This window comes from Undibacterium sp. Tian12W, assembly GCF_049339405.1.
In the GTDB taxonomy this organism is placed as follows: domain Bacteria; phylum Pseudomonadota; class Gammaproteobacteria; order Burkholderiales; family Burkholderiaceae_D; genus Undibacterium.
Genome location: NZ_JBMPPK010000027.1, coordinates 44,548 through 62,756 on the forward strand (window position 1 = coordinate 44,548; position 18,209 = coordinate 62,756).

General features: G+C 50.1%; 13 protein-coding genes. 5 read left to right on the forward strand and 8 right to left on the reverse strand.

What is annotated here, in order from left to right; translation table 11 throughout:
• Nucleotides 1-9: 9 nt before the first annotated feature.
• Genes ACO0LI_RS26770 through ACO0LI_RS26780 form a run of 3 tightly spaced genes read right to left on the reverse strand, consistent with a single transcriptional unit; the run spans nucleotide 10 to nucleotide 2,769 of the window.
• Nucleotides 10-699: a nitroreductase family protein gene (locus ACO0LI_RS26770; RefSeq protein ID WP_423036518.1), complete on the reverse strand. Its 690-nt coding sequence runs from the start codon at nucleotides 697-699 to the stop codon at nucleotides 10-12.
• A gap of 34 nt (nucleotides 700-733) precedes the next feature.
• Complete coding sequence (locus tag ACO0LI_RS26775) at nucleotides 734-1,753, reverse strand: transporter (protein ID WP_423036520.1); 1,020 nt, start codon at nucleotides 1,751-1,753, stop codon at nucleotides 734-736.
• Between the two features lie 56 nt (nucleotides 1,754-1,809).
• Entirely contained in the window at nucleotides 1,810-2,769 is a 960-nt protein-coding gene (locus ACO0LI_RS26780; protein WP_422953940.1) for a LysR family transcriptional regulator, read from the reverse strand.
• A 286-nt stretch (nucleotides 2,770-3,055) separates the two neighbouring features.
• Between ACO0LI_RS26780 and ACO0LI_RS26785 the strand changes: the two genes are divergently transcribed.
• A complete protein-coding gene (locus ACO0LI_RS26785) occupies nucleotides 3,056-5,923 on the forward strand; it encodes a TonB-dependent receptor plug domain-containing protein (RefSeq protein ID WP_423036521.1) in 2,868 nt (955 codons plus the stop codon).
• Nucleotides 5,924-6,072: 149 nt separating this feature from the next.
• A complete protein-coding gene (locus ACO0LI_RS26790) occupies nucleotides 6,073-6,414 on the forward strand; it encodes a hypothetical protein (protein WP_423036522.1) in 342 nt (113 codons plus the stop codon).
• A gap of 93 nt (nucleotides 6,415-6,507) precedes the next feature.
• Here ACO0LI_RS26790 and metH read toward each other — a convergent pair whose 3' ends face one another.
• Complete coding sequence (gene metH, locus ACO0LI_RS26795; RefSeq protein ID WP_423036523.1) at nucleotides 6,508-10,257, reverse strand: methionine synthase; 3,750 nt, start codon at nucleotides 10,255-10,257, stop codon at nucleotides 6,508-6,510.
• A gap of 460 nt (nucleotides 10,258-10,717) precedes the next feature.
• Between metH and ACO0LI_RS26800 the strand changes: the two genes are divergently transcribed.
• A complete protein-coding gene (locus ACO0LI_RS26800) occupies nucleotides 10,718-11,356 on the forward strand; it encodes a response regulator (RefSeq protein WP_423036525.1) in 639 nt (212 codons plus the stop codon).
• 175 nt (nucleotides 11,357-11,531) lie between these two features.
• On the forward strand, nucleotides 11,532-13,922 hold the full coding sequence (locus tag ACO0LI_RS26805) for a DUF4214 domain-containing protein (protein WP_423036527.1): 2,391 nt from the start codon (nucleotides 11,532-11,534) through the stop codon (nucleotides 13,920-13,922).
• Nucleotides 13,923-13,991: 69 nt separating this feature from the next.
• Here the strand turns inward: ACO0LI_RS26805 and ACO0LI_RS26810 are convergent, their stop codons facing one another.
• Both ACO0LI_RS26810 and ACO0LI_RS26815 read right to left on the reverse strand, forming a co-directional pair.
• On the reverse strand, nucleotides 13,992-14,948 hold the full coding sequence (locus tag ACO0LI_RS26810) for a TerC family protein (RefSeq protein ID WP_422953945.1): 957 nt from the start codon (nucleotides 14,946-14,948) through the stop codon (nucleotides 13,992-13,994).
• Between the two features lie 3 nt (nucleotides 14,949-14,951).
• A complete protein-coding gene (locus ACO0LI_RS26815) occupies nucleotides 14,952-15,635 on the reverse strand; it encodes a Bax inhibitor-1/YccA family protein (RefSeq protein ID WP_423036529.1) in 684 nt (227 codons plus the stop codon).
• A gap of 163 nt (nucleotides 15,636-15,798) precedes the next feature.
• On the opposite strand from ACO0LI_RS26815, the gene nhaR reads away from it, so the two are divergent.
• Entirely contained in the window at nucleotides 15,799-16,710 is a 912-nt protein-coding gene (gene nhaR, locus ACO0LI_RS26820; protein WP_162043943.1) for a transcriptional activator NhaR, read from the forward strand.
• A gap of 87 nt (nucleotides 16,711-16,797) precedes the next feature.
• Here nhaR and ACO0LI_RS26825 read toward each other — a convergent pair whose 3' ends face one another.
• Nucleotides 16,798-17,370 carry a FlgO family outer membrane protein gene (locus ACO0LI_RS26825; protein ID WP_423036532.1) on the reverse strand — a complete coding sequence of 191 codons (573 nt, stop codon included), beginning with the start codon at nucleotides 17,368-17,370 and terminating at the stop codon, nucleotides 16,798-16,800.
• Entirely contained in the window at nucleotides 17,370-18,047 is a 678-nt protein-coding gene (locus ACO0LI_RS26830) for a hypothetical protein (RefSeq protein WP_423036534.1), read from the reverse strand. The genes ACO0LI_RS26825 and ACO0LI_RS26830 overlap by 1 nt, the downstream gene beginning before the upstream one ends.
• Nucleotides 18,048-18,209 lie beyond the last annotated feature (162 nt).

An 18,209-nucleotide genomic window follows, 5' to 3' on the forward strand; every position in this document is an offset into this window, starting at 1 on the left:
CTTACAGATTTAAAAGAAACTGGCAATTTGCTCCAGTGGCTTCTTTTGTATATTCGGTACCAGGCAATGCTCTGCCGGGTAGCCGACTACCAACAGGATATAAGGTTTTTCATTGTCTGGTCTTTGCAGCAACTGGTTGAGAAACCCCATGGGGCTGGGGGTATGGGTTAATGTTGCCAGGCCAGCCTGATGCAGGGCTGAAATCAAAAAGCCAGTCGCAATCGATACAGACTCAGGCACATAATAATTTTTGACAGCGCTGCCGTCATCCATGAGTGTGGCTTTTTGCCCAAAGATGGCGATCAGGTAAGGGGCAGTTTCCAGGAAAGGTTTGTCCGCGTCCGTGCCCAGTGGTGCCAGCGCATCTTTCCATTCTTGTGGGGCACGTCTGTCATAAAACTCGCGCTCTTCTATCTCTGCCTCTATGCGTATCTTGTGCTTCAGGGCGGGGTCGCTGACCACGGCAAAATGCCAGGGCTGGTGATTGGCACCTGATGGTGCTGTCCCCGCTGTCAGCAAACAGGTTTCTATGACTGCGCGTGGTACGGGGCGCTCAGAAAATTCGCGTATGGTCTTGCGCCTTTTCATGTCCTCGTAAAAGCTTTGCGCACGCGCCAGCATTTCAGTTTCCGGGTAGGACTGGTAAGTCGATAGCGGGATGAATTGTGGTGATCCCTGATTGAATGACAGCTTGCTCATGGCTTTTCCTTGCAATACTGGTGGAAGGGAAGCTTTAATCGTTACGGTTTTTCCTGAATGCCAGCCAACCGGCAATCGCAGTAAACGTCGCCACGATGGCAACGACTATCCAGAAACCATTTTCATGTTGCGCTAATGGCACGCCACCAACGTTCATACCGAGCAGGCCAGCGATGATATTGATGGGGAGGGCCAGTACGGTGACGATCGTCAGCACGAACAGCGAGCGGTTATTCTGTTCATTGACGCTGGCGGCAATTTCTTCCTGCAGGAGTTTAATGCGCTCTTGCAGAGAGGCCATGTCACTGAGCACCACGGCAAATTCTTCCGTCGATTGACGCAACTCCTGTACATCACGCTCAGCCACCCAGACCGGTGGTCTTTGCAGCAGGCGGAACAGGGCGGCAGGCTCAGGTGCCAGCAATCTTTGCAGGCGCACCAGCACCCGCCGCAATTCGCCGAGGTTGGCCCGTTTGTGATTTAAACGATCGGCCAGCAAATGGTCTTCGATGTCGTCGATCTTCTTGATGACATTGCGCACTATGCCTATCAGCACATCAGCCTGGTCACGCAATAAATGGGTCAGTAATTCTGTCGGTGAGCTGAAATGTTCACCCTGGTTCACCGCATTGCGCAACCGGTCTACCGACTTCAGCGGTTTGCGCCTGGCGCTGATCATGACATTGCTGCTGACATTCAGCCACAGGGTGGCGATGTCCGAGGCTTCAAAGGCAAAATCATGCAAGACATCATTGACGACCGCGATCAGGCTATGGTCGGCGTGTTCTATGCGGGTAGAACGTGAGCCTTCATGCAGGGTTTCAAAAAATTCGTCCGGCAGGGACGCATGTTCGCGCAGCCATTTTTCGGCAGCGACATTGGATAAATTGAAATGCAGCCAGATAAAAGAATCATCACGGCTGCTGTGCGGTGATTGCAGCCATTCGACCGCCTCTTTGGTGTCCAGGGGCTTGCCAGGCTGTTCATGTGCAAAAACATAGCCACAAATCAGCCCTGACTGATCTGAACCATACGATAAGTGATCTGTTTGCATTTGCTGTCCAGGCGAAGAAACTGGACACATTGTAAATCAGCCAAGCATGTTCATGCTTAGCCTATCAGCATGTTTTTGTAGGATTGCGAAGCCTGGCGTATGCAATCCTGGAAGGTCAGGGCTGCATGGGACAAAGGCCGGGTCTTGTTCCATATCATGCCTACCGGACTGGGCAGGTGACCCAGGTTCAGGGGCAGGATTTGCAAGACACCTTCAGACACCAGTTGGCGGGCCGCCGACAGTGACAACAAGCCCAGACGTGGCGGTTCCATCAGCAAAGGCACGTTGACTGAGCGCGACACTGATTCGATGACGTCGGTAGGTTTGTTCAAGCCATTCTTGGCCAGCAGGTTGATCATGCGCTGATGCGTCGGTGATTCTTCTACCGACAAAATCCAGGGCAGGTTATTCAAATCCATCCAGGTCAGGTTATCGCGTCTTGCCAGCGGGTTCTTGCTGGACGTGACGATGACGAGTGGATCGTCATACAAAACCTCTTCCTGCAGATGTTCTGCCGCACGTTCAGAAAACACACGGCCTATGACCATGTCTATCTTGCCTTCGCGCAGTTCATGCAAGAGCTGATCAACCGTGCCATCCATGATGCACAAGGTGACATTGGGCCAGCTGGCCTTGAGTATCTTGACCGCCTTCGGAATGATGGTGGTCGAGACCACACTCAGGATGCCGACTGTGACTTTACCGACGGTGCCGGTAGCCAGTGAACGCATCTCCTGATGTGCTTTTTGTAAATTGAATAAGACTTCTCTGGCATGTCTGATAAGACATTCACCAGAGGGTGTTGGTTTTATACCACGGCCAGCACGTTCAAATAATTTGACACCTATTCCTTCTTCCATTTCACCCAGCATCTTGGAAACAGCCGGCTGGCTGACATGCAAAGTCGCCGCAACCTGAGCAACCGTCTGCTTATCCGCCAGTTCTACCAGCAGGCGCAGATGCTTGATCTTGAGTTGCCGGGCGAAGTACTTTTCTATGGGTAAGGTATCAATCATAACGATAATTATATACGTCTTTATGAAATTCTCATTGGACGGTAATGAAATTGTAATGGGATCATTCTGAGATGCAACAAAGTGTATCGAATTGTTAGTGTTACGCAGACTGTGGAAAACCACAGGTTTTTGGCAAAACACTATCGCGTAAGAACAAGACGATATGCACATTGTTTAAGCAACGTTTAGGTTCGACCGCGAAACCTCAAGTCAGTTCAAGAGACTTAAGCGATTGTTGCCATCATTGCAGGCTATACCTGTTCATGTTCCACCAAGGAGATTCTGGATGTTTTATCAAGAGAAGAAATGTGCTTATGCTGTCAAGCTGGCACTGGCAATGTTGTCTGGCAGTATGCTCGTCAATGCTCATGCACAGACTGAGCCAGCAGAAAAAATTCAAAAAATTGAAGTTACTGGTTCCCACATCAAGCGTATTGATAAAGAAGGTACTTCTCCTATCCAGACTCTGACAGCAAAAGATATCAGCCAAAGCGGCGCGACTTCTGTTGCTGAATTGCTGCGTACTATCCCTGCCCTGGGCAGCGGTAGCGCATTCGATGCAGTTGATGGCGGCTTTTCCCGCGGCGTAGCGACAGCATCCCTGCGTGGCCTGGGTTCCAGCTCCACGCTGATTTTGTTGAATGGCCGTCGCATGACGCCATCGGCTTATGCCAATCCTAACCAGGGTCAATCGACACTGTACGATATCAACAGCATTCCTTTGTCCATGCTGGAACGCGTAGAGATATTCAAGGATGGTGCATCTGCAGTGTACGGTTCTGACGCTATCGCTGGTGTAATCAACTTTATCACCAAGAGCGATTACCAGGGTCTGCAAATGAACGCCAGCATAGGCGCGAATGATAACAACCAGTTCAAGAAAAAAAGCATCAGTGGGTTTGCCGGTTTTGGTAACTATGCACAAGACGGTTACAACGTTACTGTCAGTGCTGAAATATCCAAACGTGACCGCGTTGCGATCAAGGATGCCAACGATGTAGAAAAAGACCTGTACAGCGTGCTCAACAGCCGCCTGTCACCTTATTCCAGCAGCATCAGTAACCAGCCTTTCTTCTACCGTGAACGTACACCAGGCAGCAAGACTTTCTTCTCTGCTAATGATGCCAACGTGGTTAACCGCACTAATTGCGATCCTTCCCGTTTGATCACAGGCGGCGCGCAATACAATATCGCTACTACCAGCGTTTTGTATGGTCGTCAGTTCTGTAACTACAACCTCGACGATTTCGCTGAAGTACAGGGCGCCGGCCAGGACGTCAGCCTGATGTCCCGCGGTATTTATCAGATCAACGATACCATGTCCGCTTTTGCTGAAATTGCGTACAACAAAACTGACCGTGACTACACAGGTGGTTCACGTTCCATCGATGGTCGTACACCATCCACAGCATTTGCCCTGTCTGGCGCAGGTACACCATTCCAGGCTATCTTGCCAGTTGGTCATCCTGACAATCCATTCCCGACCAGCCGCGCCGCTGTCGTGTATCGCTTTGAAAACATCGCAGGTGGCAGCAATACTACCAACGAATCCCTGCGTTTCGCGTCTGGCCTGAAAGGTACTTACAAGACCTGGGATTGGGAAACTGGCGTCCTGTGGAACCGTTCCGAGCGTACAGATATCGCCAATGGCTTCCTGCTGCTGCCAGAAGTGCAAAAACTGATCGACCAGAACATGCCTTTGGCTGATGTTGCCAAACAGCCTAATCTGAGCCGTCCACTGAAGAGCGTTGGTGTTGCTGAAATCGCCCAGGCTGATTTCAAGGCCAGCACAGAATTCGGTAGCTTGCCAGGTGGCGCTATTGGCTTTGCTTCCGGTGTTGAATTCCGTCAGGAAAAAATGACACTGACTCCAGACAACCTGACCAGCTCTGGCCAGATTCTGGGCCTGGCTAACCAGTTTATCCAGGGTCAACGCAACGTCACTTCCGCTTTCGTTGAAGTACGTACACCGTTCCTGAAAAACTTTGAAATGGATTTTGCTGGACGTATTGATAAATACCCTAGCTTCAAAACCAATTTCGTACCAAAAGTTGGCGCAAAATGGACAGTCAATGATTCCCTGGCTTTCCGTTCTACTTATGCACAAGGTTTCCGTGCACCAGCACTGGTACAAGTTACTGCAGGTGGTACCCAGACTTTCCTGAACGGCCTGGTTGATCCTATCCGCTGCCCTGATGGTAAGACACCTTTGACTGGTGCCGACAACACTGATTGCTCCAGAAGTATTTCGACGCTGATCCGTCAAAATCCTAACCTGAAGCCAGAAACATCACGTAGCTTCTCGCTGGGTATGGTCTTGTCACCTACACGTGACTTCGACATCCTGGTTGATTACTACAACATCCGTAAGGAAGATGAAGTTGCGGCCCTGTCATCCACACTGATCCTGAATAATCAAGATGCATATCCAGGCACAGTGATCCGTGACACCAATCCTATCAATTTCGTCAAAGACAAGAACGGCAATGTCGTTCCTAATTCTGGCCCGTTGATCTCCTTGCTGCGTAACTATATCAACCAGGGCAGTACAGTAGTTAGTGGTGTTGACGTCGAAATGGCTTTGCGTAATAACCTCGGCGACAATGGCAAACTGGATACACGTTTCCGTACTTCCTACACGATAGAATTCCGTCGTGCAGAAAAACCGGGTGATCCAGAAACCAATCTGGTTGGTACACGTGGTGGTATTTCCAACTTCTCTACCAGTGTTGGCGACATTCCACGTCTGCGTGCAAGCCTGTCTTCTTCCTGGACCAAGGCAGCGCACACAGTCAATGGTGCCATCAACTTCACTGGCGGCGTATCCCTGATGCGTTACACCAATGCTGCTGAAACTTACCCAGTATCTTATTGCCACTATGGTACTGGCCAGCCTTCCACAGCGACATCCCTGGGTGGCGTTGCGAAGTACCTGACTTATGTACCAGATTGCGCAGTAGCCAGCTGGACTACAGTAGATCTGGGCTATACCTACAAAGGTATCAAAGACCTGACTATCGGTCTGCGTGTATTGAATGCGTTGGATTCCAAAGCACCATATGATCCTAACTACACAACTGCAGGCTACAACGATAGTTTACACAATGCCTATGGCCGTGCATTCCGTCTGAACGTAGGTTATGTATTCAAATAATCTGCAAGCAATGCAAGAAGTAGTATAAGAACAGGGGCCTAGGCCCCTGTTTTTTATTAAGCCTTGCAAAGTTTCAGTATAATCAGGGCAATTAAGACATCTGTCTCTGGTAAACCAGCTTACACGCGCACGCAGGCAGGCAAGGCAGCGTGGCAATCGGCTGGATTTTTGATACAAGTAGAAAGCACGCCATGTTTAGTTGGTTCAGTACAAAAGAAGAAAAAGCGTTCGGTCTGCAGCTTGCTGAATTTGTCATCAAGGAAATACCCTTGGAAATGGCCAAAAAAAAGCAAGACAAGACCGTGGCCAAACGCCAGAAAGTCATGCAGCAGGCGGCAATCAAAGTACTGGAATTTAAACGGGATCATCGTCTGAACGTGTATAAGAAAGCGCAGCTCGGCAACAGTTTCAAGTGGCGCTTGCTGGAAGAAGGCTTTGACCCCGAGGTTGCCAGCGAACTGACTACAATAGTAGTCAGGGAAATGGGCTAAGTTTTATACAGCATCCTGCAGCAGGCTACAGGATGCCAGTGGACTGTTACAGTCCACTAGAGGGAATCAGGGACAGACCCGGTCCCCTGGCGTTTACAAATTCGGTGCCAGCCAGCGTTCTACTTCATCCTTGGGCACAGCACGGCGTTCTGCCATATCCGTGACCTGGTCATCAGCGATCTTGCCTACACTAAAGTACTTCGATTCAGGGTGGGCAAAGTAAAAGCCCGATACTGCCGCGCCCGGTATCATGGCCCATGATTCAGTGATGTACATCTCTATCTCTTCACATTGCATCTGCTTGAACATCTCGGTCTTGACCGTATGTTCAGGGCATGCCGGGTAGCCGGGAGCAGGGCGTATGCCTTTGTAGTTTTCCTTGATCAGGTCTGCATTGCTCAGGGTTTCATCGGCGACATAACCCCACAGGTCTTTACGCACGCGTTCATGCAGGTATTCGGCAAAGGCTTCGGCCAGGCGGTCGGCCAGTGACTTCAGCATGATGCTGCTGTAGTCATCATGCGCATCTTCAAAGCGTTTTTCATACTTTTCTATACCCAGGCCAGCGGTCACGGCAAACATGCCTATATAGTCCTTGATGCCGCTGTCTTTTGGCGCGATGAAATCTGACAGGCACTGGTTGGGTCTTTGCACGCCATCAATGATGGGTTTCTCGGTTTGCTGACGTGTGCCGTAATAAGTCAGGGCCACCTGGCTGCGGGTGTCGTCGGTATAGATTTCTATGTCGTCATCATTGACGGTATTGGCCGGCAGTAAAGAGACCACGCCATTCGCCGTCAGCCAACGGCCTTCGATGATTTTCTTCAGCATGGCCTGGCCTTCGGCAAATACCTTGGTGGCTGCTTCGCCGACCACTTCATCAGTCAGTATCGCCGGGAAAGGTCCAGCCAGGTCCCAGGTCTGGAAGAACGGGCCCCAGTCTATGTAATTGGCAATCGTCGCCAGATCAATATTCTTGAACAGGCGGCGGCCTATAAATTTGGGTTTGACCGGCGCATTGCTGCCAGTGAAATCCACTTTCATTTTATTCGCACGAGCTTGCGCCAGTGTGACCATGGGCGTGGCTTTTTTATTCGCATGTTGGGTGCGGATACGTTCGTAATCACTACCAAGATCAGCGATGTACTGGTCACGGCTCTCCGGCGTCAGCAGTGATTGTGCGACAGACACTGAGCGCGAAGCATCAGCCACATACACCACCGGGCCTTCATAATTCGGCGCAATCTTCACCGCAGTATGGGCACGGCTGGTAGTTGCACCGCCTATCAGCAACGGGATTTTTAGCATGCGGAAATGCGGGTCACGCTGCATCTCTTTGGCGACGTAAGCCATCTCTTCGAGTGACGGCGTGATCAGGCCGGACAGGCCTATGATGTCGGCATTTTCTGCCTTGGCCTTGGCCAGGATTTCTGAGCAGGGCACCATCACGCCCATGTTAACCACTTCGAAATTATTACACTGCAAGACTACGGTCACGATGTTCTTGCCTATGTCATGCACATCACCCTTGACGGTGGCGATGACGATCTTACCCTTGGGTTTGTTGTCGCCGCTGCGTTTCTTTTCTTCTTCGATGTAAGGGATAAGGTGGGCAACTGCCTGCTTCATGACGCGGGCAGATTTCACCACCTGCGGCAAGAACATCTTGCCCTGGCCAAACAGGTCACCAACGATATTCATGCCTGCCATCAATGGGCCTTCGATGACCTGGATAGGACGGCCACCAGCATCCATGATGGCAGCGCGGGCTTCTTCGGTATCTTCGACGATCCAGTTTGTGATACCGTGTACCATCGCATGTGACAGACGTTTTTCTACCGGTTCGTTACGCCATTCCAGCGTGGCTTCTTCTTTCTTGCCGCCGGCTTTGAGCGTGGCAGCAATTTCTATCATGCGCTCGGTCGCGTCGTCCCGGCGGTTCAGCACCACGTCTTCGACACGCTCGCGCAATTCAGCGTCCAGCTCACTATACACACCGACCATACCGGCATTGACGATGCCCATGGTCATACCTGCCTTGATGGCGTGGTACAGGAATACCGTGTGTATCGCTTCACGTGCCGGGTCATTGCCACGGAAAGAGAAACTCACGTTAGAGACACCGCCGCTGATCTTGGCACCGGGCAGGTTTTTGTGTATCCAGTCCGTCGCTTCAATAAAGTCGACGGCGTAATTATTGTGTTCTTCAATACCTGTCGCGACCGCGAAAATGTTCGGGTCAAAGATAATGTCTTGCGGATCAAAATCCAGGCTATCCACCAGCAGGCGATAGGCACGTTCGCAAATTTCCACCTTGCGCGCATAAGTATCCGCCTGGCCTTTTTCGTCAAAGGCCATGACGATGACAGCTGCGCCATAACGCTTGCACAGCGTGGCCTGGCGCAGAAATTCTGCTTCGCCTTCTTTCATGGAAATCGAATTGACGATGGCCTTGCCCTGCACGCATTTCAGACCAGCTTCGATGACCGTCCATTTCGACGAGTCGATCATGATAGGCACGCGGGCGATATCAGGTTCGGACGCGATCAGGTTCAGGAAGCGTGTCATCGCTGCCAGTGAATCCAGCATCGCTTCATCCATATTGATATCGATGACTTGCGCGCCGTTTTCTACTTGCTGGCGGGCCACAGCCAGCGCTTCATCGTATTGCTCATTGAGGATCAGGCGGGCAAACGCTTTTGAACCTGTGACGTTGGTACGTTCACCAACGTTGACGAACAGCGATGTTTCATCAATCGTGAACGGTTCCAGGCCAGACAGGCGCATGGCTGCCGGTACGGTCGGGATATCACGCGGCGTGCGGGTTTGCAGGATGTCGGCAATCGCCTTGATATGGTCAGGCGTGGTACCGCAGCAGCCACCGGCGATATTGATGAAACCGGCTTCGGCAAATTCTTTCAGCAGGGCTGAGGTATCGGCAGGCAATTCATCAAAGCCGGTATCACTCATGGGATTGGGCAAACCGGCATTCGGGTAAATACAGACAAAGGTGTCGGCTATCTTCGACAATTCTTCTGCATACGGGCGCATCAGCGCAGCACCGAGGGCGCAGTTCAAACCTACTGTCAGCGGTTTTGCATGACGCACCGAATTCCAGAAGGCAGGTACTGTCTGGCCCGACAAAATACGGCCAGAAGCATCAGTAACCGTGCCAGAAATCATGATGGGCAGGCGGGTACCGGTTTCTTCAAAAAACTGATCAATAGCGAACAGCGCTGCTTTACAGTTCAGTGTATCGAATATGGTTTCGACCAGCAGTACATCGGCACCGCCTTCAACCAGGCCGCGGGTTTGCTCAAGGTAAGCTGCCACCAGTTGGTCGAACGTGACGTTACGTGCAGCCGGGTCATTCACATCGGGTGAAATCGATGCCGTCTTTGGCGTGGGGCCCAGGGCACCTGCCACATAGCGTGGTTTGTCTGGTGTTGAATATTTATCACAGGCAGCACGCGCGATTCTGGCTGAGGCGACATTCATCTCATAGGCCAGATGCGCCATATGGTAATCATCTTGCGCAACAGTCGTCGCACCAAAGGTATTGGTCTCTATGAGGTCGGCACCAGCTGCCAGGTATTGTTCATGGATTTCGGAAATGACATGTGGCTGTGTCAGCGACAGCAGTTCATTATTGCCCTTGACGAAGAGTTCGCGCACGGTTTCAGGACCGGTAAAGTCCTTGAAACGCTCGCCACGATAATCTTCTTCCGTCAATTTATAGCGCTGTATCATGGTGCCCATGGCGCCATCGAGTATCAGGATGCGCTTTTGCAAAATCTCGCGCAAACGGGTTTCGAGGGCAGATACAGGCAGGGTCGTAGTCATGATGTTTACTCAAAAAAGCAGGGCTTATGCAAAATTGTTGCAGCAATGAATAGGCCGCAGCAGTTTTGTATCAGTCCTGATAAAACAAAACCCGATCAGCTTGTGTGTGCAGGCGGATCGGGCGACGTCCTTTTAGCAGCACTTATTACGCGCCCGCAATCTGAATCTCAAATCGGCGCAACAAAGCATAAATTATACGTCAAATCAAGGGCTTGGGTATGGCGGGTCATGGAGCTGTCGGTTTTTTACCATCACAAATGGCTTAGCAAAACGCAATTCAGATGATAAAAAGATCAAGGCTGGCAGTTAATTGAAGCGTGTCTGCAAGCCACACCGTATCTGAACTAACAGTTTTTACTTGCCGAATTGCAGTGACGGCATCAATATTCTGTCTGCACTATTAATTAAAGGTAATACCTGTGTACGACGCTCACTTTTTGCCTTCCTGCCAATAAATCAGATGAAAATTTCTGCCCTGATTATTGAAGACCACCCGATTTATCGTGATGCTTTGCTGCTATTCATGCGTCACCTGCTGGGGGAGGCACAAGTGGCCGCGGTTACTTCAACAGAAGAGGCCCTGGCACAAGCGACCACGCACACCGGGCTGCGCCTGATCTTGCTCGATCTGCGTCTGCCAGGCATGAATGGAGTAGAGGCCATCTGTTCTTTACGCAAGCATTATGCAGACGCTGCTATCGTCGTGGTTTCTGCTTCTGAAGACCGACGCGAGGTTGATGCCACCCTGCGTGCTGGTGCCAAAGCCTTTATTTCCAAAGCCGTTTCCACCGATCTGATGATAGAAGTGGTGCGCAAGATACTGGCCAATGAAGTGCTGGATACTCCGTGGATCACTTTACGCGGCAAACAGGCCAACAAGGAAGAACCCTTGCTGGCATTGACGCCGAGGCAGCAAGAAACCCTGACCCTGCTTTGCCAGGGCTTGTCGAATAAAGAGATAGGCCTGCGCCTGGAGCTGGCAGAAATTACCGTAAAAATGCATGTGACTTCGATATTCCGGGTGTTGAATGTCGTCAACCGTACCCAGGCCGTACTGGCCGCCCGCAGCCTCGGTTTATACACGCCAGATCAAAACTGAGTACTTACTTACAACTGTTTCAAAAGTTGTTACAATATGTAAGTAACGAAATGTAGGCATTGCTGATCTGGTTCCACCTGCTCGGCAAAGACCAATATCCATCCTGGCTGATGTTCGTGGCCTGGCTCTCCTTCGTCGCCTTTATCCTGGCCGTATTCATTAAACGGCAGGGATCTTGCGCGCCTTGCAAAGCCAGCGAACACTTGCCCAGGAGCTGACCCAAGCATGTTTCCGTATTTTTATCTTCTATCGAAAAGGCTGTCTCATGGGCATCAATGCCAGCACCATACAAAAACTGTATATCGCTTACTTCAACCGTCCAGCTGATGTGGCTGGTTTGACTTACTGGGAAGGGCAATTGGATACCAACAAGATTTCTCTTGCCGGGTTGGCCCAGTCATTCAGTGAGCAAGTTGAATATGTCGCGACTTATGGTGGGAAAAGCACGGCAGATGTTGTTACGTCCTTGTACAAAAACCTGTTTGGCCGGGCACCAGATGCGGCTGGTCTGACATACTGGGCAACCCAAATCGATACGCGTGCCGTCAATCTGGGTACGGCAGCATTGGCCATCCTGAATGGCGCGACGCCTGACAGTCTTGACGGTATCACGATACAGAATAAACTTAATTTCTCTGCCAACTTCACGGCCAGCCTGAACACGGTAGAAAAAGCCAATCTGTATAGCTCCGCCTATACCTTCGAGCTTATGCGCAGCATACTTTTAACCGTGACAGGTACCGGGCCTTTACCCGCTTTGAAACCAATTGCGGCAGTAAAAATTGCTGCAGTAAGTAATGGCATCAATATGTTGGAAAAAGCAGCCGGCATGGACGTGCTGGTTGATTTGACAGGTATGCAAGCCGCTACGGGTTTTCAAATCGAATTGATGAATGGTGATAGTCCATTCACTATACCCATTACCCATGTTTTGACAATGGACGAGGTGATTACCCACAAGGCTGTCATCCATATTCCCGGTGGTGCAAACCTGGGACCAGATGGCTTAAAAAACATAGGTGTACGAGTCAGTGATATTTTTGGAAATACCGGCAAGGCAGGGGGGCAATTATACGTCCTGCTGGATACAACGCCGCCAATTTCTCCTGCGAATGCTACTTATGAAACATGGTGGGTTTCAACCGGGGGCGGTTATGTTGACTTCGTTCTTGGGGATATTCGTTACGCCATTCTTCCGGGCCAAATGACTGGCGGGAGTGCAACCTTGCTGGACAACGGTACAGCAATAGGGAAAATTACATCCATAGGCAGTAAAGATACCGTATTGGATTTTGTCATTGACCCCAAAATTGGCAAACAGGTATATAACGACCATTTTAAAGATAAAAATCTCACCCTGGTCTTGACGGACGCTGCTGGTAATGTGACTACCAGCAAAATTGATTACTCGATCCCCGCTGTATACAAGTACAAGGATGGAACTCCAGCATCCAATATCAATATCTATGCAGATGGCAATGGACTGACTGTCAAGGCTAGCATCAATGGTATGGAATACCTCAACTCAAAGGCCTATCTGAAAATCAACGGACAAGTTGTTGCAGTCGACTCTTCCGTCAATGCGAACGACATATCGGTAGACTTCAGCCTTTCAAGTTTGGCTAGCCAGCAATTGCGCAATCTGGTCAATGCGGGTGGTGTGGTTTCTGTCACGATGGTGGACATGAATGGCAAGCTGGTCGACAGCATTAATAGTGCGACTCTTGGACCTAACCAGTTTGGTAGTAAGGCGACATTGAATTCTATTCTGGACACGCCTGCATTGCCAACCAGAGGAAAGTTATTCACCACGACTGACGCTGGTTATGTCGGTATGAGTGAAATCCAGTTCTCGATGATATCTGGACAAAATACGGGTGGCTCCGCAGCCTTGATGGAAAATGGGACCGTCATTGCGAAAATTACCAACATCGGCGCCAACGATACGATGCTTGATTTTATTTTTGACCAGCCCCTGGGAAGGCGAGTCTATGACGACTATTTTACGAATCGTAACCTGAGTCTTGCTTTGACCAGCTCATCAGGGAATACGGTCATCAGCAAATTCTCCGATTACCAGATATATATGGATTTAGTCTCGAAAGAGGGGACACCAGCAACGAATATTAGCTTGAAACCTGTTGGTGGCAATATTGTCGCAAACAGCCTAAACAACTCAAATACTAATTTGTTGGTTAGCGCAACGATCAATGGTTATTTATATGCCAGTTGCCGGGCTTACCTCGAAATCAACGGCCAAATTGTCGCTAAAGATGACTACATCTTAAGCTACGATACAACGGTTGATTTTGATCTGGCTACGACCAATAATGTTGATTTGCAAAGCATAGTAAGAAACGGTGGTTCAGTTTCAGTCGTGATGATTGACATGAATGGGAAGGTGGTGGAAAGCTCTTCCAACCCTTATCTTGTAACCAATTTCACATCAGCTTTTGCCTCCCATGATACAAAGCTGGCAACTTTAGCCGAAACGCCTGAGCACATATCACTTGCCATTATCGGCCAGCCAAAGCAAATGCAGCATATCGATATGGCCATGAACTAAAAAAAAGCACATCACGGTCTTGCTGTGATGTGCCAAGGGGAATCGTAATTAAGTGAAGTGGTTTGGTGTTCAGTCCGCCTTTTTGCGGCTGGTAAGCAGGCTGGCAATAATCGAGCTGCCGAGCAGGAGGCCGATAACAATCAGTGAAACACTGGTAGGTACATGCATCCATTTCACGATGAGCATCTTGATACCGACAAACATCAACACAAATGCCAGGCCAAACTTCAGCAGATGGAAGCGGTCAGCCATGTCTGCCAGCAAGAAATACAGCGCACGCAAGCCCATGATGGCAAAGATATTCGAGGTGAAGACGATGAACGGATCTGTCGTCACCGCGAAAATAGCCGGTATCGAGTCCACAGCAAAAACAACGTCGGATATTTCTATTAATATCAATACCAGGAACAGTGGCGTGAACAGGCGCTTGCCGTTTTCCTTGATACTGAATTTTTCTTTGTGAAACTCATTAGTAAAGGGCAGCAGTTTTTTCGCAATTCGCAAGACCGGATTAGCTTCCAGATCTGGCTCTTCATCCGAGTTCTTCAGCATGCGGAATCCCGTGACCAGCAAGAAAATACCGAACAGATACAGTACCCATGAGAACTGCGTAACCACCCAGCTGCCCGCCAGTATCATGATGATGCGCATGACGATGGCACCCAGTACGCCGTACAGCAAGACCTTGCGCTGATACTGCGGCGGTACGGCAAAGTGACCAAAGATCAGCAGGAAGACAAACACATTATCTACCGACAGGGACTTTTCTATGACATAGCCGGTCAGGAACTCCATGGCCTTGGCCGTCGCGACTTCCCGGCCTACCGTGTCAGACAAATAAATCCACAAGCCAAAATCGAATATCAGGGCCAGACTGACCCACACGATAGACCATGCCGCCGCTTCCCTGACGCTGACTTTATGGGCGCGTGAGCCACCGAGGGCCAACACGTCAATTGCCAGCATGAGTAGAACAAAAGCGATAAATACTGCCCACATCCAGGGCTGAGCGACGGAATGGATCATTTCTTATTCTTTCTCTATAAAGCCCAGCAACTGCAAGAGGCTGGTGAACAGGTTGAAGATGGTGACGTACAGGCTGACAGTCGCCATGATGTAATTGGTTTCGCCACCATGAATGATGTTGCTGGTTTCAAACAGGATCATGCCCGACATCAGCAAGACCATGACGGCAGAAATCGTCAGCGACAGGGCAGGTATCTGGAAGAAAATTGCACCCAGGCTGGCAACAAAAGCCACCAGCATGCCCACCATCAAAAAGCCCGCCATGAAACTGAAATCACGCTTGCTGATCAAGACATAAGCAGACAAGCCCATGAAGATCAGACCTGTCATGGCCATCGCTGTCATGACGATGCCAGTACCGCCAGGCATGCCCAGGTAACGTGTCAGGATAGGACCGAGGCTATAACCCATGAAACCAGTCAGGGCAAATACAGAGGCAATACCCCAGCCACTGTTTTGCAGTTTAGTGGTGGCAAACAACAGGCCAAAATAACCGGCCAGTGTCAGCAAAAAGCCAGGGCCAGGAATATTGAAGGCAACCGTTGCTCCCGCAGTCACTGCGGAAAACAATAGCGTCATGGACAACAACATATAGGTGTTGCGCAAGACTTTATGGCCAGAGCTGACATTACTGTCTCTATAGGCAACGGTTTGTGCGTCTGTGGCAGAGCGACTCAAGATTTTCATGCTTTTCTCCTGAAATGTTGAAGCCATGCATATGTGCAAAATGGCTGCACCTTCTCAACAGAAGGTAGAGATAGTGTAGGTCTTGCTGATAAACAAGAAAAGTCGAATATAATTGAAGATATGTTCGTAAAAACCGATGTATTGTCATAAAGGACGAATTCACATGTCCAAGCTTAACTACAAGCATTTGCATTATTTTTGGATGGTCGCCAAGACTGGCAGTATTTCCCGCGCCAGTGAGCAATTACATCTGACGCCGCAAACCATCAGCGGTCAGTTGAGCTTGTTTGAAGAAATCCAGGGAGAGGCCTTGTTCCGCAAGAGCGGACGTAATCTGGAACTGACCGAGGCCGGGCAACTGGTCTTGAGCTATGCCGATGATATTTTTGCACTGGGACAGGAGCTGGAAGAGGTTTTGCATCACAGGCCCACCGCGCGCACCGTGCAATTAAGGGTGGGGGTCTCAGACGCCCTGCCCAAGACCCTGGCTTACCGCTTGCTCGAACCTGCCCTGAAACTGGAGCAAACCCTGCGCATCAATTGCCGCGAGGGCAAGCTGGAAGTCTTGCTGGCCGACCTGGCTACCCATAAGCTCGATGTTGTCATGTCGGACAGCCCCATGCCTGCCAGTGCCAATGTGCGCGGTTATAGCCATCAATTGGGGGAGTGTGGCATCAGTTTTTTTGCCACTGGTACTTTGTTGCAGCAATATCCGCAGGCTTTTCCTGCAAACCTGGACGCAGCCCCGTTCCTATTGCCGGGTGAGGATGCGGCCTTGCGCGCCCGTTTGCTGCAATGGTTTGATCAACAGGGTTTGCATCCACGCATCGCCGGTGAATTTGATGACAGTGCGCTCATGAGCGCCTTTGGCCAGGCCGGGGCAGGGATTTTTGCCGCACCAACGGTGGTTGCCGACATGATCATGCGTCAGTATGACCTGCAGCTGCTGGGGCAGACGGATGAAATCAGGGAACAGTTTTATGCCATTTCAGTACAGCGTAAGCTGACCCACCCTGCCGTGCTGGCAATTAGCCGTGCGGCGCGTATCGACCTGTTTGCCATGGGAGAGGAATGAGCTAGCCCCATGTTGGTGGCAATGTGCTGGAAATAAAAAAACGACAGCAATGCTGTCGTTTTTTATGTCTGAAGAAGCTGCCCCGGATTAACGGCGACCCAACAGAGTTTTGATGTTTTTATCCATAGGGATAGCGTAATCAACCGAGCTGATGACGGTATTGTCACTAGGTCGAACCAGTTTCAGGTTCACAAACACCAGCTTGTCACCTTCGGCGTAAGTACCGACGATCACTGCCTGGGCGCTGTGGTTTTGCGCGACATCCTTGATTTCACGTGTCAACAGCAATTCACCGACATTTTGTTTCATGAATACTTTGTCGCGGAATTTCATTTCCACCATTTTGTAGTCACGACGGGTGAACTGACCCGAAAGCTGTTCAGCAATGATGCGGCCAAAGGTAGAAGACTCTTCCAGGAAGTTGATATTGGCAAGAGTAGCAATAATCAATGGACGCGAAGGATCAAGCTTCAAACCCGCATTGTTGATCAGCGCATCTGCTGCACGCTGGTTAGCCGGGATGAATTCATTGGATTCAGCATCTTTCCAGGTTGGTACTGGTGACGCCGCTGCTGGCGGTGGCGTATTGCCCAGGCCCAGATTGGCACAAGCACTGAGTGCAATAGCTGAAGCGATAACGAGAGCTGCACTTTTCATCATTATTGGCCCCCAACAACACGGAAGTTGAAATCAGTGTCTTTATTGTAAAGCGTCCAGTCGTAATCCGAAACATAGTACGCGTCAGTACGACGGGCGATATATTGTGAATTCTTTACCAAAGATGTCGTTACGATTAACTCGTGCTGAGGCGTACGGCCTCTGGCATATTCCTGATTGACCCAGGTAGTCCAGTCATAAGCGCCTGCCAGCGCGAGGCCGCCAAGGACTGCATCTGTTTTGACCGGTATGCCCAGACCATGGATAGCAGCAATACCTGCGCCTATTGCAGTTACGCTGGTGAAGCGTTTATTTTGATGGCGGTCAGGAGAAAAACGTACCAGCTGGGTTTCAATATTGATCACCTGAGCTGTACCGTCATTGATTTTCCTGACGACCACGCCCTGATTCACCAGAGAGGTGATGATCTGGGTATAGAAAGCCTGGGTGAACTGGCTGTCTTTCTCTGGTGGTGCGACGTAAACCGGTGCGCCTATCTTGTCGGTTCCGAGTTTGATCTGCTCTGCTACATCTTTCGCGATGACGAGCCAGTGCGACGCCGCTTGCAATTTATTTTGCGTCGTCGTCGGGAAATTGCCTGCTAATGGCGTTTCACTGTATGGAGTTGCACAACCTGCCAACAGCGCGGCTGCCAGGGCAATGGGAAGAAATTTCTTCATGAGCTCACCTTTTTTTAGGTCTTAGTCAGAGTTTTTGTTATCGAAAACGAAAATGGCAATAATTCAGTGTAAGAGAATACAACAAGTAGCCGCAGGCAACAAAGATTTTGCTTGCATCAAGGCATTAATTGAACTATTCCCGCAGATATCATGCACAGACCA